Here is a 20719-nt window from a genome sequence, read left to right as displayed (position 1 = left end):
TGCAATGGAAACAGAAAAAGATCCGATTTATGAGCTTGATGGGAAAATTTCCCTTAAAAAAGCGATTCCTTTCGGACTGCAGCACGTACTTGCTATGTTCGTCGCCAATATTGCTCCCATTCTGATTGTGACGGGAGCCGTTCATCTTTCGACGGAAGAAACAGGGGCACTCGTCCAGACAGCTATGATCATTGCCGGAATAGGCTCTCTGTTTCAGTTATTTCCCATCGGACCTTTAGGTTCCGGACTGCCTATCATCATGGGCATCAGTTTTACCTTCGTATCTACATTCTGTGTCATAGGAGCTAAGTATGGATACGGAGCGATTTTGGGAGCTGCTCTTGTCGGCGGTATTCTGGAAGGATTGATTGGTCTGGGTGCCAAGTATTGGCGCCGGTTTGTGCCTCCCATTGTTTCAGCCAGCGTCGTGACAGCTATCGGGTTTTCACTTCTGGGGATTGGAGCTAATTCCTTTGGCGGCGGCTACGGCAATCCGAATTTCGGTGACTGGAAGTATCTGACAGTCGGCAGTATTACCCTGGTGGCCTGCCTGATTTTTAATATCAAAGCTAAAAGCTTTTATAAGCAGCTTTCGGTGCTTTTCGGTCTCGTTGTCGGTTATATCGCGGCTTTCTTTTTTGGAATGGTCGATCTTAGTAAACTCCTTACAGCAGGTCTTTTTTCCCTGCCGCATCCCATGCCTTATGCTATGGAGTTCCGACCAGATGCTATTTTTTCTGTATTCCTGATTTTCCTTGTTTCAGCTACGGAAACTCTGGGAGACACGTCGGCTCTGGCTGTGATGGGCCTTAACCGTGGCGCCAAGGATCAGGAAATCCGGGGTTCCATCGGTGTAGATGGTTTTATCAGTTCCCTTTCGAGCTTATTTGGCTGTCTGCCGATTACGTCTTTCAGCCAGAATGTAGGTCTTGTGGCGATGACCCATGTTGTCAACCGCAAAGCGATTGCCAGCGGGGCCTGCCTGATGATCCTGGCCGGACTGTTCCCTGCCTTTGGTGTTATCCTGGCTTCCTTGCCGGATGCGGTCCTTGGCGGCTGTACATTGATGATGTTTGGTTCCATTGTGATTAGTGGGGTCCGGATGCTGAGCAACTGCGGATTTACGCAGAGAAATATGAGTATTGCGGCATTGTCCCTTTCCATCGGCATCGGGTTTACCCAGACACCGGCTATTTTTAAGATGTTTCCGGAAATCATTCGTTCCGTTTTTGCAGAAAACTGTGTGGCTGTCGTATTTGTGGCTGCTTTTTTGCTGAATTTGATTTTCCCGAACGAACTGGAAATGAAACGTCTCTGATTATAAGTAAGGGCTATCGCAATCGTGCGGCAGCCCTTGTTCTTTATCTTTATTCGTCATTTTCGGGTAAAAGCAGCTCTAAAGTTACCATTTTCATTTTTATTAATTATCTGATACAAAGAAAGGATGTGAGTATATGGATCTGGCCGATATTTTCAGTCTGCAGGGAACCCTTTTTCTACTGATGCTCATCGGAGCTCTGCTGAAACGGATCGGACTTATTTCAGAGGAAGGAAAAAGATGCTTGTCCAATCTGATTATCTATGTGATTCTTCCCTGCACCATTTTTAAATCCTGCTTTGTATCCATGCCGGAAAATTTTCTGCGTATCGGATCTTTACTCCTTTTATCCGGTTCCCTGATAGAAGTTTTGTCTCTGGTACTAAACCAGTTCCTTTATCGTTCTTACGGAGAAGAACAAGCTAAGGTTATGAAATATGGAACTTTAGTTCCTAACAGCGGTTTTTTGGGAACTCCCATTGCAGAGGGTATTTACCACAGTCAGGGTGTATTATATTCTGCTATTTTTTTGATTCCGGTTCGTATTTTTATGTGGTCTTTCGGCAATAGTTATTTCCTTGCGGCTGCCGGAACCAGCCGGAAAAAACTGATCATCAAAGTCATCACGCATCCTGCCCTTATTGCTGTGTTTCTCAGTCTGGTCGCCATGATTTTTCATATTCCGATTCCCATGATGCTGCGCCGCGGTGTAATGGTAATGGCTTCCTGTAATTCGGCGCTGGCCATGTTTGTCGTGGGAACGATTCTGGCTGACGTCAATATTCTCACCATTGTGAATCGGCATTCTCTCTACCTTTGCTTTGTTCGTTTAGTTCTGCTGCCCGGATTGACTCTCCTTTTAGGACGTTTTCTGGGACTGAATGGTACTGCTCTTGGCGTCAGTGTACTGATGATCGGTATGCCGGTCGGGGCTACCACTTCGATTTTTCCCGCTATTTATGGAGGTGACGTTGTACTTGGAACCCAATGCGTGGTACTGAGTACACTTTTATCTATGCTGGCAATTCCGCTTTGGATCGCCATTTTATAAAAGTACCAATTAAAAGGACTATGAAACAAGGATTATCTATTGTTTCATAGTCCTTTTTTCGCCGTCCGCAGCCTGCCCGTGGAAGAAAAATGACCAAGGTATTTTTCTTTGAACTCGTAAAAATAAAACCTGAGATTTATGTTAACTGCTAAATTTCAGGTTTTATTATTTTATTTGAATTAAAAGCCTTACCATACTGCTGCAGACGAGGCTATATGCCATAGGCCAAAAGCCAAAGGCGCCTTTTTATTTTTTAGAACTTGTAAATGAATCCCATCAGTGCAGTACGTCCGTAAGCCGGGCAGTCTCCCAATGTTGTTGATCCTACATCTTCATACGATTCATTGAGCAGGTTGCGCAGTTTCAGATAAGCACTCCAGTGGTCATTGAACTTGTAATTGGCGTTGGCATCCAGCGTATAGACATTGCCGGTGTACCAGCCTTTGTCGCGGCCCCACTCTGCCGTAAAGAGGATGCTGTTGGCCCAGCGGCTGTCCTTGTAAGTCAGTGCTGTCTTGAAGGTATGAGGAGCTACCTCATCGGTGTATGCCGGATCGATTCCGCTGCCATACGTTGTATCTGTTCTCGTCCAGGCATAGGAAGCAGAAAGACCATATTTCGGACTGAATTGATGGTCTATGGTCAGCTGCAGACCATCTTTATTCTGACTTTCCAGGTTTTTCGGTGTCCATACACCATTGTCGCGGTACCAGACAATAGGATTGTTGATATGGGAAACGAAAGCATTGGCCCCAAGGGTGGTCTTCTCACTGGCCTTGTAACGGATGCCGCCGTTCCATTTGTACCCTTCTTCCGGATCAAGATCCGGATTGCCCTTGATTTTCCAGGCTCTGTCGGAATCCCGATTGTAATTATTGTAATAAAGTTCATCCAGCGTTGGTACGGAATAGATGCGCTGAACAGATCCGTATAACGTCAGTTTATCATCAGGGCGGTACTCGGCAGAATCGGCAAATACATACTCGTTGTCAAATTTTGTATTGTGGTTCAGCATGGATGTGCTCTGCAGGGTCAATTTCCCATATTGGTCCTTCATCGTCACAAAGGCCGATACGTTGCTGACGCCTTCATTATAATTCTTGGCAAAATTATACTCATTAAGTACATTTTGTTCCGTATCAAGTGAAGTGTGGCGCCACGTGGCCCCTGCCGTGAGGGTAAAGTGTTTGTTGATCTGCCAGCCGTCGCGCCAGTCGATACCATCTGTGCGGGCTTTCCAGCGGCTGTAGCTTGGAAGTTCATCCTGTTCATCCGTACCGGCAGGATAATAGGTATCTCCCTGGTTATAGTAATGATAAAGGGACACATAACCGGGCTGTGACTTGTTTTCTTTATAGTTATAGGTCAGGGCAAGATTATTTGACATCTTCTCGGATTCATAATCTTCATCGTTGTTATCCCAATAGGAGCGGCCCAGCCAAAGACCGCGGGTATTACTGAAATGGGCGTAAGTGAAGGTCATGGAAGTACTGTCTGTGAACTGGCGGTCGAAGCGATAGAACATTTCGCGGCGATTGTGAGCGGAATCCGGCATTGTGTCCTTGTCTCCGGAAGCATCTTTATAATGCAGGGCGTCCAGGTTATAGCGGCCGCCGGCGCCCAGCCAGCTCCAGCCTTCGGCGCTGCCTTCCAGCAGAGCCTCCCAGCGCCAGGCTTTGTACGGACCGCGGGCTCCTTCAAATTCAAAGTTGTGGCCGCTGCCTTTTTTCGTTACGATATTGATAGCCCCGCCCGGGGTGTCGTAGTTAAGGAAAGAACCATCTGCCGCACCGTGAACAATTTCAATCCTTTCGATGGCCATGACAGGAATTGTCATATCGAGATCAAAAGTGCTGCGGCCATTTGTGAGGCCGCTTTCCAGGTTCATGCGGCGTCCGTCGATGAAGACAGCTACTCGTTCGTCACCATCGATACGTACGATGCGCTGTGACGTATTGACCGTACCGCCTGTCACCGTGACACCGGGTGCGTATTTCAGGGCTTCCCCAACGCTCTCGTAATGATTATCCGCAATTTCTTCTTTTGTAATGATGGTTACTCCGGCAGCTACCGGCATGAGATCTGTATTGGCAACGGCACTATGGGCATCAATCTTTGGATTTTCTTTGCCGGCCGTTTTTCCGATAAGCGCCGGTGCGGTTTCCTGATGGACGACGGCTTTTTGGGCATGGGTCAGCGTCTCATCGCCCGATGCTTTTTCCGCTTCGGCAAACCGGGGTCCCAGCGGTGACAAAGCGAGCACTGCCAGAAGTACCGGCAAAACGCCTCGTTTTGATGAAATCATGATTCAATACTCCTTCCCCTGTAGACAGGAATTCTTTTATAAAATTATAGCTGTTTACGGTACAAGAGAAAATATTTATTGAAAAAAATTTATAAATTTTGCATGGGAAAGAGAGAAAGTCATTGAATGCATAAAAGCAGTGTCTTGAATTCAGACGAAACATCCAAAATGCTTTTCACTATTTGACATCCTTTTTGAATGGCGTATACTTAATAATAGTGCAAATCAATTGAATAGATTGAGGGGGAGCGCCCTGAATCGTAATGCATAGCGAGGGAGCCCGTGTTCCGGGTTGAGAGGGTACCAGTAAGTACCGACCGCCAATTTCCGGGTTCGGAAGGGGTCGCCATGCATTTATTTTCCGCCGCATTCCACTTCTTGCCGAATCTGACATTTGACAAGGAGTGGTTTTTTGATGAGTCAAACAACAAACGAAAATGCAAAACTGTACCGCCTCGTCGTCATGGCCATGATGATCGGCCTTGGTGTCGTCATTTCGCCGATTCTGCGTGTCGAGGGTATGTGTCCCATGGCACACTTGATTAACATCACGTGTTCTGTGTTGATGGGACCCTGGTATTCCTTCGTGTGTGCAACTCTGATCGGAATTATCCGGATGACCATTATGGGAATCCCTCCGCTGGCTCTGACAGGAGCCGTTTTCGGGGCGGCTCTTTCGGGAATTTTCTACCGGGCTTCCGGCGGTAAAATCTGGGCTGCCGTGCTCGGAGAAATCATTGGCACCGGCATCATCGGCGCTATTGTCTCCTACCCTGTCATGACGTTCCTCTATGGCCGTACCGGACTGACCTGGATGTTCTATGTACCGTCCTTTATCGCCGGCACGTTGATCGGCGGCTCCATTGCCTTCGTTCTGCTGACGGCACTTCGTAAGAACGGCGTGCTCTGGCAGTTCCAGAAAAAACTGGGGATTCAGCTCTTTGCTGATCCGGATAAGAAAAATCACACTTCTCATCCGGCTGTACCTGTTGCCTGAAGAAGGGAATTATTCATGACTACAGATACAAACCTGGCAGCAAGGTTTGCCGAAATCCGTGCTGTCATCTACAAGACGCACCCGCTCATCCACTGTCTGACGCACCCTATTACAATCAACGACAGTGCGAATCTGGTACTTGCCGTAGGAGCCAGCCCCAATATGGCTCCCCATCCGGATGAAGTGGAGGAAGCCGTTAAAAAGGCCCGCGTGCTCACCGTCAATCTGGGCAATCTGACTGCCGAACGGCTTACCGCAATGGAGCGCGGCGGACGGGCGGCTTCTGAAGCAGGTATTCCCCTGCTCCTTGATGCAACGGGGGCTGCTTTCAGCACGCTGCGGCTGCATTTTTCCCAGCATTTCATTCAGGATTTTTGTCCCTGTATCGTCAAGGGCAACGCTTCGGAGATTCGCGCGCTCTGCGGCAAAACATCCCACGGTGTCGGCGTGGACGTGGGCGCGGAGGACCGCATCGGGGAAGAAGATCTGGCACGTGCCGCAAAAACACTGCTTCCTTTTGCAGAAAAGTGGCAGACCACGATTCTGATGACCGGAAAAGTCGACTGCATCGTCGGTTCCGAAAAAATTGTATTTGTCCATAACGGCACGCCGGTGCTTTCCCGCCTCACGGGAACCGGCTGCATGCTGGGTGCGCTCACGGGTGTGTATCTGGCGGCGGCAAAACCTTGGGAAGCGGCTGCTCTTGCTGCTGTTATCATGGGACTTGCCGGGGAAAAAGCCGCTAAAATTGCTTATCGGCCCGGCCTGCCGCCGCAGCAGTCCTGGGCTATGGGTACGTTCCATACTGCTCTTATGGATGCGCTTAGTACCCTGACTGATACGGACATTCAAGAAGGCATGAAAGTGACTTTCCTGGAAAAGTAAGCAAGGTAAAAAAAGGCTGTGGAATAATGCGTGTGCATTACTTCACAGCCCTTTTTTTCACGCCTTTCCGCAGTTCGCCCGTAGAAGAAAAATAAAACCTAAAATTTAGGGTATCTGCTAAATTTTAGGTTTTATATCACATTTTATTTGAATCAAAAGTCCTGCCACACTGCTGCAGACGAGGCTAAATGCCATATGCCAAAAGCCAAAAGCGCCTTTTGATTTTTTACAGTCCTGTTTTTTCAGCCTGCGCAATCGTATGTGACTGCGGCTATCAGTATTGATGTTTCATTTTCTTTTTATCTGCTAAGCTGTCTTTTTCCATGCAGCAGCAGAACCTGGTCCTTGTCCAAACTATAGGCTGGCTGTGCCAAATCAAGGTGGTCTTCTACACAAGGCGCGTTTTCTATACCCAGCAGAGAGAGCATGAGGTTATAGAGTAAATCATTTGTCCAGCAGGCATGACGATGTTCCTTGAGTATCTCTGCTTCTGTACTTCGGTGGGAAAGAAAATTCGGAGATAAACTGACTACGAGGGGAATATGGCTCATTTCCGGGGTGAATTTGGAAGCTTCGTGACTCTTTTTTTCATCCGGATCTTCTCCATGATCCGGCATATAGATGAAAGCCTGAAACTCTTTACGGGAGCTGATGGCTTTGTAAAGGTCGCATAAAAAACTGTCGGTATAGCGGATGGAATTATCGTACTCATCGACAAGCTTGTCCTTGCCTTTGAAGTGAGCAAACGCTTCAGGATAACGATTTTGATAGGTAGCATGGCTTCCCATAATGTGAAAAATAACGAGGACGGGCTTGGTTTCGCTTGTTTTTGGCAAATATTTCAACAGTTCTTTGTCATAAAAGGAAGACTCCATGCCTTCTCCCGCATGACCATTGATCCAAATCTGGTGGTCTGCCGTGGATGCTATTTCGGCAGTAGGTGTATCCCAGGCACTGTATTTTCTCTGATTACTGATCCAGTATGTCTCGTAACCGGCTGCCTTTGCTGTTTCTAAGATGGAACAGGCTTTGGCAAGCGGCACATCGTTATACTGGTTTTTTTCGCTCAAGGCATACGTTAATGAAGGAACCGTGTGGGTATGGTTAGAATAAACATTGTCATACAAGATAGCTTTCTGTTGTTTTTTCAGCGTGTCCAGAAAAGGTGTAGTTTCTCTTTCATATCCATAAGCATGCATATGGTCGCGGGTGGCCGATTCGCCGATGACGAGTACATAGAGGCCGCGGGCATTGGAACGTATAGACAGCTCGCTCATCTCTTCAAGGCGTTTCATCCTTTTTGCTTTTGCCTTACCATAGTGTTTGTAATCTGCCAGAACTTGGCGGGTTTCCTTACATTGAACAATAAATGAATCATGTCTCAATTGAGAATTCAGGGGAAGTGTGAGACCACACAGAAGCAGGAAGGCTGCTTTTTGCCGCGTCGTTTCCAGCGGATGCAGGTGACGCTCCTGCCAGATAAATAACTTGAAGGCAAAGACTGTCAGTACAATAGTAATGAGTAAAGCAGTTCCCCACAGCCAAAGCGGCTGACTGGCAAGATAGGCTGCAGCCTCTTCTGCATTAGTTTGAAACAAGGTCAGTATGATATCCGCCGAAAGTCTTTTACCGCGGCTGACGATGAGATAAAAAAGTTCCGGAAGCGGCAGCACTAACGCAAATGCAAAGACAGCACCGGCGAGCAGGGAAAGAGCTTTGCTGAGTACTTTTGAAAGACGATTGAAGGTAAGGGCAGCAGTCTGCAGAAGCAGCGTACATCCCCACAAGTAGAAGGCTGAAGCAGCTGTGCCCAGGATTCTGTTTGAGGGAATGTAGGAAGCCGGATTTTGTTTCAGTACAAGGAGCGGCAGTGTGTAAATGAGGAGCAGGATTCCGCCGATTAGGGAAAATTTCTTTGGATTACCCAGGAGAAAACTAAAACCACACCATAACACGGCAATTTCAAGGATTCTTTTATGAGTGAAAGCGACGGCTCCCATTAGGTAAAAACAGAGGATGTAGAGAAAAGCTAATTCACAGCAGAACGTGACAAGAACCGTAAGAAGTGGCGCAATACGAGAATGATAAGATTCGGTAATAGAGGAAATATGCTGATTCATTGAAGCCTCCGAATAGTTGAAATATATGAATGGCGATAGAGTATAAAAGAAATTAAAAATCAGAATTATATTCCGTTACTTATTATACATCTGTGCAAAAATAATATTGGGTAAAAATATTCTCTTTAAATAAAAATGTAATTGGAAATATACTGATATGAATTAAATATACATAAATTTATTTATAAATTATCTAAAAATAATTCTCCTGAAAAAAAGGGCTTCATCAATACAGTTTAGTTGCCGGGCAGCGATGGAGCCAGGGATAGAAATAAAAAAATCTGATAGAAATATTAAATTTTCAATCAGAAAAACGAATATACTATAGCATGGGCCTTCTTGTTTTTCCAGCATACCCTGTTTTCTGATATAATGAGACCATGAGAGGAAAGGAGTATTCCTATGAGAAAATTACGGATTGCTATGCCCAGCCGGACGCTGGGATTAAAAAATGATGTTCCGACGTATGCTCATGCCCCTTATGTACCTCGCGATATTGTGACCATCCTGGGTCAGCTTGGTGTAATTCCGATGGTGCTGCCTGATTTTGCGGAAGCCTGCGGTGAAGATTACGTGGAGCTTTTTGACGGACTGCTGCTGCCCGGCGGTGCCGACGTCGATCCGACCTTTTTCGGAGAAGAGCCGGAATGGAAGGTCGGCGGTGCCGATTACAAGATGGACCGATTTGAAATCGGAGTAATCCGGGCTTTTTATAAAGCCGGCAAACCGATTTTTGGCATCTGCCGTGGCATTCAGGTGCTCAACATTGCCCTTGGCGGTACGGTCTACCAGGATTTGCAGACGGATAATCCTGCCGCTTATATCCGTCATTCCCAGGGTGCTTTCGGATCGTATCCGACCCATCATGTCAGTGTGAAGGAAGGCAGTCTGCTCTATCATGCCCTTGGAGCTTCTGCCTATGTCAATTCCCGCCATCATCAGTCCATTAAAAAGGTGGCTCCGGGGCTTACCGTGACTGCCAAAGCACCTGACGGCGTAATTGAAGGTGTGGAGTCCATTGATAGTGACCAGGTGGCGGCTGTGCAGTGGCATCCTGAAAATATGTGGCAGGAACACCCGGAAATGCGGCGTCTTTTCGAAGACTTTGTAGACCGCGTCCGCCGGCATGCAGGGGAATAAAACAGATTATTGAAAGCAGATGAAAGACTAAAAACCGGAAACGTTTGTCCGCTTAGCGGCGAAAACCGATAAAAACGGGCTGGAACCGCGGGGAAACGTGTGAAAATTGGTTGACACGTATGGGCGGTTAGCATATAATGTTATGAGCTGTCAAATGATTTTCCACATAGATCTTGGCATAACCTTACGATAGACAGGAGGGGTAATGACATGAAGATGACCTTTCAACCTAATAATACTAGGAGAAAAAGAACTCATGGCTTCAGAGAAAGAATGAAGACCCTGGGTGGTAAGCAAGTCTTAAAAAGAAGACGCGCAAAGGGCAGAAAGAGATTATCTGCTTAATGCATGAGATGGGCCGCCACTCGCGGCCTATTTTACTCTAAGGAAACGGCAGGGTATGTGGCTGCCTTTATGCGGCATTCATTGAATGGATGCATGAAGGCGGCACAGCATTTCACTGCCGGATCCCTGATGAGGCAGGTGCCAAACGGTTTGAAACAACAAAACAGTCCCGGGAGATACACCTATACGCAGGCTATGCGGGTAAAGAAGCATGAACAATTCCAGAAAATCCACGATGAGGGAGACTGTGTCGTTGATGCTTACGGTGTTTTCTACATTATGCCCTCACCCAATGGGGTTTGTCAGCTGGGGACGGCTGTAGGAAAAAAACTGGGACATGCCGTGCTGCGCAATAAAATCAAACGCCGTATGCGGGAGACTTTTCGCCTGCATCAGGGGCGGCTCAGCCGTCCCGTTTCGATTGTGTGGGTGGCGCGCGGCCGCTTGGCGCGAGCCCCTTTTGCGATGTACGAGAAAGTATTTATGCGTCTGGCCGCAAAGGCCGGATTATTAAGATAAAATCTGGAGAGGCCTATGAAAACAATCGCCATTGCCTTGATTCGTTTTTATCAGGTATGCATTTCACCTCTGCATCCCGCTTGCTGCAGGTTCATTCCGACTTGCTCTCAGTATGCGTTGGAAGCGGTGACAAAGTATGGTTTTCTAAAGGGCTCTTATTTGGCTTTGAAGCGAATACTAAAATGTCATCCCTTCCATAAAGGTGGGTATGATCCTGTGCCCTGATGGGGGCGGAGAAAAGGAGAGTAACGTTGGAATTTCTAAGTTCGCTTGTCGCTCAGGCTATTTCTGCCATTTACGAATTGACTCGTGCTATTGGTGAGCCGAACTACGGCCTGGCTATTATCATCCTGACTATTATTATCAAGATTGTCCTCTACCCGCTGACGAGACGTCAGATTGCTTCCACAAAGGCCATGACCCGCATCCAACCGCGTATGAAAGAGCTGCAGATGCGGTATCGTGACGATAAGATGAAGCTTAATGAGGAACTCGGCAAGCTCTATAAAAAAGAAGGCGTCAATCCGCTGGCAGGCTGCCTGCCGCTGCTCATCCAGATGCCGATTATGATCGGAATTTTCTACGGAATTCGTGACTTCAATTATGAAGGCCCGGCAAATTTCCTGTGGATGAACAGTATCGGTGAACCGGATCCATACTATATTCTGCCGATTCTGTCTGCCTTGACGACTCTTATTCAATCCAAACAGTCCATGCCCCCTTCCGACAATCCGTCCGGTAAGATCATGATGTATTTCATGCCGATTTTTATTGGTTACATCAGTTTGAAGTTCCCTGCCGGGCTGGTGTTGTACTGGGTAGTTATGAACATTATGCAGATTGGCCAGCAGTTCTTGATGGACCGTGCTGACAAAAAGAAATAATACGGCACAAATGCCATAAGCAAGGAGGCTGTAATCATGAACAGCGTAGAAAAAACAGCCAAAACAGTAGATGAAGCCGTTCAGGCCGCTTTGGATGAATTAGGCGTTACCAAAGAACAAGTAAATGTAGAAGTCCTTGAAGAAGGAAAGAGCTCTATCCTCGGTTTCTTCAGCCGCAATGCCAAAGTACGCGTTACGGTAAAAGAAGAAGCAGCGCCTGCTGAAGAAGCGCCTGCAGCAGTTTCCGAACCGGAAGCTCCTCAGGCAGAGACGAGCGAAACTAAGGCTGAAGCTGCCGAAGTACCGTCTGGTGCAGAGGCTGATAAAGAAGCCGATAAGGCTGCAGAAGAAGCTGACCGCCAGGAGACGGCTGCCAAGGCTAAGGCTTTTCTTGAAGAAATTTCCAAGGCAATGGGAATGAACCTGATTATTGAAAAATTCGTCAATCACAAGGATGGCGATATTTTACTGAAACTGCACGGCGACGGACTGGGTGTCCTGATTGGCAAACATGGTCAGACCCTTGACGCGCTGCAGTACCTGACCAATCTGGCGGCCAACAAGGGCCACAAGGAATGGAACCGCGTTATTCTCGACGCTGAAAATTATCGTCAGCGCCGCCGGGAAACCTTGGAAAAACTGGCACGGCATCTGGCTCAACGGGTGAAACGGTCCGGTAGAAAAGCTATGCTGGAACCGATGAATCCGTATGAACGGAAAATTGTTCATATGAGTCTGCAGGACGATCCCGAAGTCACCACGTACAGTGAGGGCGAAGAACCGTACCGCAAGGTTGTCATCGATTTGAAATAAGATTCTTGAAAGCAGAACTGCTCCGGACCCGTGGGAAACGGGGATTATTCATCGTTTCCCTAGTTCGGAGCTTTTTTTGGAGGAATTATGGACGATACTATCAGTGCGATTGCTACGGCCCTTGGCGTAGGTGCTATCGGTGTAATCCGGATAAGCGGCTCGGACGCCCTGAAAATTGCCAATGAGATTTTTCGCGGTACCCATCCCCTCTCGCCTGACCGGGCACGATACATGACGTACGGTCATATTGTGGATGATAACGGAGAAATCATTGATGAAGTACTGGCGGTCTATATGCCGGGGCCCCATTCTTATACAGGGGAAGATGTCGTGGAAATCCAGTGCCATGGCGGACGTGAAGCCCTGCAGGAGATTCTGCGGATGACTTTCGCGCACGGGGCACGTTCGGCTGAGCCGGGCGAATTTACCAAACGGGCTTTCCTGAACGGCCGTGTTGATTTAACGGAAGCAGAAGCTGTCATGGATATTATTACGGCTAAAAGCAAACGGGCTCTGATGGCGGCTAACCGCGGTCACAGGGGAGCACTTTCCCGTAAAATCAGCCGCATTCGTGCGGATCTGCGTCAGCTCGTGGTGCATCTGGAAGCAGTTATCGATTATCCGGAAGACGATATCGAAGAAGTAACTTACGATCATGCTGTTAAAGTGCTGCGGCAGGGATGCGATGACCTGGAAGCTCTTGTGAAAGAAGGAGCGACGGGCCGTATCCTGCGCGAAGGACTGCGGATTGCCATTGTGGGCCGTCCGAATGTCGGTAAATCAAGTCTTCTCAATCGTTTGCTTCAGGCAGACCGGGCTATTGTTTCCTCGATTCCCGGAACGACGCGCGACGTCATCGAGGAGCAGATGACACTTGACGGGATTCCTCTTGTACTGACAGACACGGCAGGCCTGCGGGATACTGATGATTACGTCGAGCAGATTGGGGTCAAGCGGTCAAAATCAATCTTGGAAGATGCACAGTTGGCCCTCGTTCTCGTAGACGGATCGAGGGAATTGACAGATGAAGACCGGGCACTGATGGATAGTGTCAAAGATCGGCCGCATCTGATCCTGATCAACAAGACAGATTTGCCGACGAAAGTTGATACCAAATTACTGCAGCAGACCTATGGTGAAGACTGCTGTTTCCCGGTCTCCGTAAAAAACGGAGATGGTATGGAACAGGCAAATGCTTTCTTGAAACGTTTTGTCTGCGGTGAAGGCTCCGACGAAAACTTGGGAACGATGACCCAGAATGCCCGCCAGCAGACACTGCTGCATTCGGCTTTTGACCATCTGAAGGCTAGCCTCAGTGATGCGGAGAACCATCTCCCCTATGACTGCCTGACGATTGATTTGACCGAGATTCTGCATGAACTTGGCGAAATCACAGGGGAAGATGTGCCGGACGAAATTATCAATGAAATTTTTGCGCAGTTCTGCGTTGGGAAATAAGGCGAAAGCCGGGAGGAAGAAAAAAGTATGATCGTTGTAGATCATTATGATGTCGTGGTAGTTGGTGCAGGGCATGCCGGTTGTGAGGCTGCTCTGGCGGCTGCCCGTATGGGACAAAAGACCTTGCTGGCCACACTGTCCATGGATAATATTGCCCTGATGCCGTGCAATCCTTCTGTAGGAGGGCCGGCTAAAGGTCATTTGGTGCGTGAAATCGATGCTCTGGGCGGGCAGATGGGTATCAGCGCCGATGAAGCGTGCATCCAGATGCGGATGCTCAATACCGGTAAAGGCTACGCTGTACAGGCTCTTCGTGCCCAGGCTGATAAACCGCTCTACCATACCATCATGAAACAAGTTGTGGAAAACCAGGAACGGCTGGATGTGAAGCAGCTCATGATTGATAAGCTGCTCATCAAAAATGGTGCAGTCCAGGGTGTGGAAGCCGAAACCGGCGAAGTTTTTGAAGCAGACTGCGTAATCCTGGCGACAGGTACCTACCTGCGGGGCCGTATTCTTTACGGTGAAGTGGCCTATATGGCGGGTCCTAACGGACAGCGTTCCGCCATGAAACTGACCGATTCCCTGTGGAAAGCAGGACTTGACTTGATGCGCTTTAAAACCGGTACCCCGGCCCGTGTAGACCGCCGCAGTATCGATTTTTCCAAGACGATACCACAGTATGGAGATGAACAGCTGCGTAACTTCTCTTTCATCAGTCCGATTACCCATCGTGACCAGGTGCCTTGTTACCTGACTTACACGAATCCCCGGACGCATAAAATTATCCGGGATAACTTAAATCGAAGCTGCATGTTCAACGGAACGATCGAAGGTGTCGGCCCCCGCTATTGCCCGAGCATCGAATCCAAGATTGTTCGTTTTGCTGATAAGGACCGCCATCAGCTCTTTCTGGAACCGGAAGGCCTGCACACCAACGAAGTCTATGTGCAGGGTATGAGTTCTTCTCTGCCGGCTGAAATCCAGGTGGAATTTATGCAGACGATTCCCGGCCTGGAGCACTGCAAAATGATGCGTGCCGGTTATGCTATCGAATATGACTGCCTGGATCCGCTGCAGCTAAAAGCCAGTTTGGAACATAAGCAGATCAGCGGACTCTTTAGTGCCGGTCAGTCCAACGGCACGAGCGGCTATGAAGAAGCAGCTGCCCAGGGTCTGATTGCCGGTATCAATGCAGCCCGCAAACTGCAGGGCAAACCGCCTCTCATTCTGGGACGCAGCGACGCTTATATCGGCGTGCTGATTGATGATCTTGTCACGAAAGGGACACAGGAACCTTACCGCATGATGACAAGCCGGGCCGAGTACCGGCTGCTTCTCCGCCAGGATAATGCGGATTTGCGTCTCACGCAGAAAGGACGCGATATTGGGCTTGTTTCGGACGAACGGTATGCTGCTTTTACGGAAAAACGGGATGCTATCGAGCGGACCTTGTTTGATCTTTCCAAACGTAACCTGGCGCCTTCTGAAGAAAATCAGGCGAAGATTGTAGCTATGGGCTCCGTTCCTCTGAAGTCTTCCATCAATATGCTGGAACTGCTCCGCCGCCCTGAAATTACCTATGAAAAATTGCAAAAGGCTTTTGATCTCCCTGAACTGCCGGCAGTAACTGCTGATGAAATCAACGTTCAGGTAAAATATAAGGGTTATATCGATAAACAAAAACAGGAAGTCGAACGGGCTTTGAAACTTGAAAATCGCCTGCTTCCGGATGATATTGATTATTCCAAGATGCATGAACTGTCTTCCGAAGCCATGGAAAAGCTGACGAAACGCCGTCCCGTCTCAATCGGTCAGGCCAGCCGAATTTCCGGTGTCTCCCCTGCCGATATCAGTGTGCTCATGGTTTATTTGGAAGCAAGACGCCGTAAAGGAGAAGAAGCATGAGTTATCTGGAGACGCTGCGTCAGGGCATGGATGCTATCGGATGTCCGCTTTCAGAAGAACAGGAAGCACGCTTTATCCGGTATGAAGAGATGCTCCTTGAAACCAATAAAAGCCTCAATTTAACAGCAATTACGGATCCTGATGAAGTGGCCTTGAAACACATGGTAGATTCGCTGACCGTGTACGATGCCAAACGATTTCATAACCGGACCATTGCTGATGTGGGAACGGGTGCAGGATTTCCGGGCCTGCCGCTTAAAATTTATGACACGACCATGCGCCTTACCTTGATTGATTCCCTGGCTAAACGCCTGCATTTTTTGGAGAACGTGGTGCAGGAGCTGGGACTTGGACAGGTTCGGTGCTGCCACGCCCGGGCCGAAGAAGCCGGCCGCGATCCAAAGCTTCGTGAAAAGTTTGATGTCGTTGTTGCCCGTGCTGTGGCTCCAATGCCGGTGCTCGCAGAATACTGTCTGCCGCTCGTACGCGTTGGGGGTGTATTCTACGCGATGAAAGGCAGCAAAGGAATGGAAGAAACCGAAGAAGGCCGCCAGGCCATTTCTATCCTCGGCGGTAAAATTGTTGATATCCGGCACCTCACACTGCCCGGACTCACGGATAAACGCTATATTATTACTGTTGAAAAAATTAAACCGACAAGCAGTCAATATCCCCGCCGGCCCGGTGTCGCCTCGAAAAAACCGCTGGCTGTGAAGGTTGGCGCTAAAAAATAATTTATAAATAAAAAAGGACTGTGGAAATGAAATTCCATTTTCACGGCCCTTTTTTGGTTCTTCACGTTTTTTTCGGGAGTATACCTCTTACGGTCGGAATTGAGAGGTAGCGAATTAACGTGAAAAAGTACTCATCATCTCTGTATCCGTACGCTCTTCTTTTGGCCACTTTAATCTTGTTGTTGAAACCCTCAAGCTTCCCTGTGTTTATCGGGTACAGGGCATGGTTCACCAGTCCGTCTATCCTTGGCAGCTTAATCTTAGCAAACCTAACCAGGGCCGGAATCCCGCTGCCTAGTGCAGCTTTAAACCAGCGCTTCCATCCTGCAAGAGCCTTGTCATAGTCCCTTAATTCATAGAGGGCTACCATCTCTTCCTTCATGGAATAACATATTGCCAGATCCTCGTGCTCTGCAAAGATGGCCTGCAACGCTTCTTTGCTCTTAGGATTCAGCCTATCTTCATTGGTGAGTAACGGCCAGCGGACTTTCTTCAATGTGCGGTAGTTCTTCTTTTCCTCGGATATCCGCTCTTTCAAAGCCGGCTTGTCTTCAGCACTTGCGTCTTTTAATGCTTCTTGCATGTCGTTGGCTTTATCCCTATGCATTCTGGCCTCATCAAGTCTTACTACACCTAATACTTCCTTCCCGAATTGAGCCTGCATGTGGTAACGATCATACACGACCTTAGCTTGCGGCAGATGTTCTTGTACCAGCTTGTTGTAGGAAGCGTTCATATCCATGGCGACTGCCTTGACCTCTGTCAGCTTCGTCTGATCATATTCCTTGAAGAAATGCTCGAAGTCAGCTATCGCCCGACCTCTGCCAACCCAGAGAATATAACCTGTCGCTAAATCCATGACGCAAGTGGCATAAGTGTGTCCCTTATGGATAGCAAACTCATCGATGGCCAGGAAACGGGGCTTGTAAGAGGTCAGCTCCAATTCCATTTCATATTTATCGAGAGATTCATCCATGAGCTGTTTGTGGACATAGCGAATCGTGCTCCAGTGAATTCCTGACATCTTAGCAATTGCATTGGCAGGGATTCCATTACGAAGCAGCGTCTCAATCCAAAGGGAAGCCCTCATGGTAATGCGAGTTCCGGGATATTTAAAGGGAATAGGCTCAGTGATGGTTGCATGGCAGCAGGAGCAACGGAAGCGATGCCCTTCAAAGCGGATCATCCTGGTATGCTCAGGATACGCAGGAAAACTTTTCAAGTAGGTGGAAAATGGCTCGTAAGAATACATTTTCTGACCACATTTAGGACAACGGAAGTCGGTATATTTCTTTTCACTGCAAATAACAATCTCCTGGCTATCATCAAAAGGGTCTTCCGGCATGAAGACATTGTAAAAGACATCTTGACATTCTGCATTATTTTGAATAGTGTAATTAGTAAAGGACATTTTCTCCTCCCAAGGTATGGTTTCGACGATTATATTTTGGAGGAGTTAATGTCCTTTTTCAATAGTCAAATGTCTTTTAGTCCACAAATTTCCGTGAAGAACCCCTTTTTTCGTAGGCATCTATGTAAGCAAAACCGCAAGAAAACTGACTGTACAGATGTACTTATGAACACTGTCCACAATTTTACCCTGTAGTCTCCTCTATTTTGTGCTACAATGAGGATGTGGTTCCATGGTTCTGATCTTTTGCCATATAAGGGGGCTTCAGAACCGAATAATCCGAACACATGCGGTCCCCGGCAGTTGTTACACAGCACCTGGGATAGAAAGAGGGCGTTGTGAGTGCATTTTAAGCCCTGAGACGCATGCTGAGTCGAGGTCCGATAGCTTGTTCTATCGGCTTGCAGTCATGATGAGGGAGGTTTAGTTTTTTCTTTTTGAACCTTGGTACCGCTTTTGAGTCGTAGTTCCATTTATTCTTTTTACAAAGCGTAATGGCTTTTGTAAAAATCTGGCTGCTGTCGCACTATTCTTTCCGTGAAAGGTTTTGGGCAGCACCGCTGTAAAAAATTAAATCACATAGGTGAAGCCTTGCCTGTCTGCATGGCGGTTTTAGGATATGGAACTGCCGTGCGGCAATGCGCATCTTAGCTATCATTTCACATACGAATTGGTTTTTGGTATGTGAAGTTTAACTTCCTCGAACCATGCCCATGGATGATGTGGAGCCGGGAAAGGATGCGGCCAGTACGGGCAGAGAAAGCGGCACGGCGGAAACGGCAGAAAAGGCTATGGGGGACAAAAAGAAAATACTGTGTCAATTTATCGGTGCAAAAGTGCGGTACTACCGTATGTTGTGCGGCATTGATTCAGAAGGTTTGAGTCAGGCCGAACTTGGAGAGCGGGCTCACCTTCATCCGGATACCATTTCCCGGATTGAACGGGGAACCTATAATGACAGTGTACCTCTCTCCACTCTGGTAGATGTTGCAGAGGCGCTTGGAGTCGATGTTTTAGATCTTGTTTCTATGACAGATCTGGAAAAGAGACTTATCCACTGGGAATGATGTCAAATAAAAAAGAGCTCTGGAATCCGGCAAAAATGCCGAACACCAGGGCTCTTTTATGTCTTTGGAATAAATATTCTCAATGCCGTTTTCGATTATGCTTATAAGCTGCACACGATATGAAGCAAAATTTTTTCAGGGATGTGAATGTTTCACGTGAAACATTCATACTGTCATGCAAAAATTCTTTTGCTCTCCCCCGCTCTTTTTAAATCAGAGAGAAAATGATACAGGGTTCCGACAGAGACCGATTAGAAATGTTACCTTCTCGGCCAATTGATGCCTGACCTTATTTATTAGCGGTTCCAGGCCTGTTCTTTCGCTACCGCTTCAAAAAGTAGCTTCATCATTCTATAGGCATTTCGGAGTGCCGCGTTTCGCCGAAACCAGGATTTATGACGAAGCATGCGCTTATTGAAAAACTTCTCTAAGATTTTGCAGGTCTTATGACAGCGGTTCTTGTCTCTAACAATACGGGGATAGAGATAAATCAGGCAGGCAAGGTCATGAAGGGGTTTATTTCGGAGCCATATCTTCCACCCTTTTATACAATGACGCTCTGCAAAGGCAGCAATGATTGGATTGATGGGACCACCGGAGTCGTGTCGGACATCAAAGAGAAGACAGTTATGATGCGCTGATGCATTCCGCAGATCACGAACCGGACCAAGGAGACTGACATCGAAAGGGATACGATGAGGATACCGTTTGTCATAGAATACAGTAAAGCGGGATAAGGCTCCAAAATGAGTGAGTTCCAGCATTACAGCGAGGGGAAAACCGGGGCTGTACTTTGCGACGAGGCTTTTGCAGTACGAGGAGCTGAGATTATCATTCAGCTGATGACGGTGCTCATTGTGTGGATCCCAGGCTGCGATAATTTCAGATTCCTCTGCATCTGGATTTGCCGTAATTTCCTGAAAGAGCAGACTGCGGAGAGAATTTTCGATATCAAGGCACATCTGAATAACAAGACTTCTTAGACGCAGGTCAAGTGCAGTCAGTTCGGCAAGATAGGCAAAATCTAGATGAATGTATTGACGCTGTCCCTTATGATTAATGACTGTATCGTAATTAGCGGCCTGGGCCATGACCTTGAAGCAGTAACTCTCCTCTGTCAAAACTTTTTTTGCTTTCTTTTCGGAAATGTGATGGAAAGTAATTCCTTCTTGTTTCATTTGGTGAATGAGTACTTTTACAGGAAGAAAACTCGTTCTTGTGACAGGTTCCGACACAATATCCCCCTCCCCTCTTTCTTTGATTCAAGTATGGAGGTTTTTGTGTGAGAATGCAATGCTTTTTTCATACTTGTGATAAATGGCTAGAATCGGATTATCTCATTAAGATATATTCCACACAGATGTTATAATCATAAGATGAAAACACTTAAATGAAAAAGAAATCTGGCTATGAACAGATCGAAATAGAGGCTACACAGATCTCTGATTTTACAGACTCTCTTTTAAGGGCACTGCTGCTTTAATTTTTATTATTATATAGAACTGTATTTTATTTTATGTCCTGTTTATTACCCTCAAAGACAAAAAAATAAGAGAGTATAATAAGTATGATTTCGGAAAGAAGATCTCCGGAATCAGAGGACTGTGCAGGGCTGTATTATTACTATGGAGTTCATGGGAGGAGTGGCTGTGAATACAGTGCCATGTAGTCTGGGGAAATAAGAAGGCTCCGCACAGTCTTTGGTATTATGGAAAATAAGGACTCAATGTTTCACGTGAAACATCGGACCCTTATTTTATAAAA

The 20719-nt window shown here is 47.3% G+C and carries 18 protein-coding genes; 14 read left to right on the top strand and 4 right to left on the bottom strand.

Annotated features, from left to right (window positions below; genetic code table 11):
- Positions 1-4 precede the first annotated feature (4 nt).
- Entirely contained in the window at positions 5-1318 is a 1314-nt protein-coding gene (locus LKE33_02915; protein MCH3949878.1) for a purine permease, read from the top strand.
- A 136-nt stretch (positions 1319-1454) separates the two neighbouring features.
- Complete coding sequence (locus LKE33_02910) at positions 1455-2369, top strand: AEC family transporter (protein MCH3949877.1); 915 nt, start codon at positions 1455-1457, stop codon at positions 2367-2369.
- A 253-nt stretch (positions 2370-2622) separates the two neighbouring features.
- On the opposite strand, the gene LKE33_02905 is transcribed toward LKE33_02910, so the two are convergent.
- Complete coding sequence (locus tag LKE33_02905) at positions 2623-4674, bottom strand: TonB-dependent receptor (GenBank protein MCH3949876.1); 2052 nt, start codon at positions 4672-4674, stop codon at positions 2623-2625.
- Between the two features lie 415 nt (positions 4675-5089).
- Here LKE33_02905 and thiW point away from each other — a divergent pair, with 415 nt between their 5' ends.
- Together thiW and thiM are read left to right on the top strand one after the other, a co-directional pair.
- The gene (gene thiW, locus LKE33_02900; protein ID MCH3949875.1) at positions 5090-5671 is read left to right on the top strand and encodes an energy coupling factor transporter S component ThiW; all 582 of its coding nucleotides are present in this window, start codon (positions 5090-5092) and stop codon (positions 5669-5671) included.
- Positions 5672-5686: 15 nt separating this feature from the next.
- Positions 5687-6556, top strand: coding sequence for a hydroxyethylthiazole kinase (gene thiM / locus LKE33_02895; protein MCH3949874.1), 870 nt, complete (start codon positions 5687-5689; stop codon positions 6554-6556).
- A gap of 299 nt (positions 6557-6855) precedes the next feature.
- Here the strand turns inward: thiM and LKE33_02890 are convergent, their stop codons facing one another.
- A complete protein-coding gene (locus LKE33_02890) occupies positions 6856-8676 on the bottom strand; it encodes a phosphoethanolamine transferase (protein ID MCH3949873.1) in 1821 nt (606 codons plus the stop codon).
- Positions 8677-9078: 402 nt separating this feature from the next.
- Here LKE33_02890 and LKE33_02885 point away from each other — a divergent pair, with 402 nt between their 5' ends.
- From LKE33_02885 to rsmG, 9 genes are all read left to right on the top strand, one after another.
- Positions 9079-9816: a gamma-glutamyl-gamma-aminobutyrate hydrolase family protein gene (locus LKE33_02885; protein ID MCH3949872.1), complete on the top strand. Its 738-nt coding sequence runs from the start codon at positions 9079-9081 to the stop codon at positions 9814-9816.
- 210 nt (positions 9817-10026) lie between these two features.
- Positions 10027-10161 (top strand): 50S ribosomal protein L34, encoded by a 135-nt coding sequence (gene rpmH / locus LKE33_02880; GenBank protein ID MCH3949871.1) that lies wholly within the window; start codon positions 10027-10029, stop codon positions 10159-10161.
- Positions 10162-10230: 69 nt separating this feature from the next.
- Positions 10231-10680, top strand: coding sequence for a ribonuclease P protein component (rnpA, locus tag LKE33_02875; protein ID MCH3949870.1), 450 nt, complete (start codon positions 10231-10233; stop codon positions 10678-10680).
- A 15-nt stretch (positions 10681-10695) separates the two neighbouring features.
- On the top strand, positions 10696-10905 hold the full coding sequence (gene yidD / locus LKE33_02870; protein MCH3949869.1) for a membrane protein insertion efficiency factor YidD: 210 nt from the start codon (positions 10696-10698) through the stop codon (positions 10903-10905).
- 26 nt (positions 10906-10931) lie between these two features.
- Positions 10932-11564, top strand: coding sequence for a YidC/Oxa1 family membrane protein insertase (locus LKE33_02865; GenBank protein ID MCH3949868.1), 633 nt, complete (start codon positions 10932-10934; stop codon positions 11562-11564).
- A gap of 36 nt (positions 11565-11600) precedes the next feature.
- Positions 11601-12377 carry a protein jag gene (locus LKE33_02860; GenBank protein MCH3949867.1) on the top strand — a complete coding sequence of 259 codons (777 nt, stop codon included), beginning with the start codon at positions 11601-11603 and terminating at the stop codon, positions 12375-12377.
- A gap of 87 nt (positions 12378-12464) precedes the next feature.
- Positions 12465-13835, top strand: coding sequence for a tRNA uridine-5-carboxymethylaminomethyl(34) synthesis GTPase MnmE (gene mnmE / locus LKE33_02855; GenBank protein MCH3949866.1), 1371 nt, complete (start codon positions 12465-12467; stop codon positions 13833-13835).
- A 27-nt stretch (positions 13836-13862) separates the two neighbouring features.
- A complete protein-coding gene (mnmG, locus tag LKE33_02850) occupies positions 13863-15743 on the top strand; it encodes a tRNA uridine-5-carboxymethylaminomethyl(34) synthesis enzyme MnmG (protein MCH3949865.1) in 1881 nt (626 codons plus the stop codon).
- Positions 15740-16477, top strand: a complete 738-nt coding sequence (gene rsmG / locus LKE33_02845) for a 16S rRNA (guanine(527)-N(7))-methyltransferase RsmG (protein ID MCH3949864.1) — start codon at positions 15740-15742, stop codon at positions 16475-16477. Before mnmG ends, rsmG begins: the two co-directional genes overlap by 4 nt.
- A gap of 61 nt (positions 16478-16538) precedes the next feature.
- Here rsmG and LKE33_02840 read toward each other — a convergent pair whose 3' ends face one another.
- Entirely contained in the window at positions 16539-17888 is a 1350-nt protein-coding gene (locus LKE33_02840) for an ISL3 family transposase (GenBank protein MCH3949863.1), read from the bottom strand.
- A gap of 713 nt (positions 17889-18601) precedes the next feature.
- Between LKE33_02840 and LKE33_02835 the strand changes: the two genes are divergently transcribed.
- A complete protein-coding gene (locus LKE33_02835) occupies positions 18602-18955 on the top strand; it encodes a helix-turn-helix transcriptional regulator (GenBank protein MCH3949862.1) in 354 nt (117 codons plus the stop codon).
- Between the two features lie 296 nt (positions 18956-19251).
- Here the strand turns inward: LKE33_02835 and LKE33_02830 are convergent, their stop codons facing one another.
- Positions 19252-20190 carry an Abi family protein gene (locus LKE33_02830; GenBank protein MCH3949861.1) on the bottom strand — a complete coding sequence of 313 codons (939 nt, stop codon included), beginning with the start codon at positions 20188-20190 and terminating at the stop codon, positions 19252-19254.
- Positions 20191-20719 lie beyond the last annotated feature (529 nt).

The sequence above is a fragment of the Acidaminococcus sp. genome (genome assembly GCA_022482815.1).
In the GTDB taxonomy this organism is placed as follows: domain Bacteria; phylum Bacillota; class Negativicutes; order Acidaminococcales; family Acidaminococcaceae; genus Acidaminococcus.
The sequence above is the reverse complement of the archived record's forward strand: the minus strand, read 5'-3'. Positions and strand labels throughout refer to the sequence as shown.

Bases quoted from the DNA above. Each gene is read 5' to 3' on its own strand.
- thiW (MCH3949875.1), top strand. From the start codon at position 5,090: ATGAGTCAAACAACAAACGAAAATGCAAAACTGTACCGCCTCGTCGTC.
- rpmH (MCH3949871.1), top strand. From the start codon at position 10,027: ATGAAGATGACCTTTCAACCTAATAATACTAGGAGAAAAAGAACTCAT.
- rnpA (MCH3949870.1), top strand. From the start codon at position 10,231: ATGCGGCATTCATTGAATGGATGCATGAAGGCGGCACAGCATTTCACT.
- LKE33_02890 (MCH3949873.1), bottom strand. From the start codon at position 8,676: ATGAATCAGCATATTTCCTCTATTACCGAATCTTATCATTCTCGTATT.
- LKE33_02835 (MCH3949862.1), top strand. From the start codon at position 18,602: ATGGATGATGTGGAGCCGGGAAAGGATGCGGCCAGTACGGGCAGAGAA.
- mnmG (MCH3949865.1), top strand. From the start codon at position 13,863: ATGATCGTTGTAGATCATTATGATGTCGTGGTAGTTGGTGCAGGGCAT.
- yidD (MCH3949869.1), top strand. From the start codon at position 10,696: ATGAAAACAATCGCCATTGCCTTGATTCGTTTTTATCAGGTATGCATT.
- LKE33_02860 (MCH3949867.1), top strand. From the start codon at position 11,601: ATGAACAGCGTAGAAAAAACAGCCAAAACAGTAGATGAAGCCGTTCAG.
- mnmE (MCH3949866.1), top strand. From the start codon at position 12,465: ATGGACGATACTATCAGTGCGATTGCTACGGCCCTTGGCGTAGGTGCT.
- rsmG (MCH3949864.1), top strand. From the start codon at position 15,740: ATGAGTTATCTGGAGACGCTGCGTCAGGGCATGGATGCTATCGGATGT.
- LKE33_02885 (MCH3949872.1), top strand. From the start codon at position 9,079: ATGAGAAAATTACGGATTGCTATGCCCAGCCGGACGCTGGGATTAAAA.
- LKE33_02915 (MCH3949878.1), top strand. From the start codon at position 5: ATGGAAACAGAAAAAGATCCGATTTATGAGCTTGATGGGAAAATTTCC.
- LKE33_02905 (MCH3949876.1), bottom strand. From the start codon at position 4,674: ATGATTTCATCAAAACGAGGCGTTTTGCCGGTACTTCTGGCAGTGCTC.
- LKE33_02910 (MCH3949877.1), top strand. From the start codon at position 1,455: ATGGATCTGGCCGATATTTTCAGTCTGCAGGGAACCCTTTTTCTACTG.
- LKE33_02840 (MCH3949863.1), bottom strand. From the start codon at position 17,888: ATGTCCTTTACTAATTACACTATTCAAAATAATGCAGAATGTCAAGAT.
- thiM (MCH3949874.1), top strand. From the start codon at position 5,687: ATGACTACAGATACAAACCTGGCAGCAAGGTTTGCCGAAATCCGTGCT.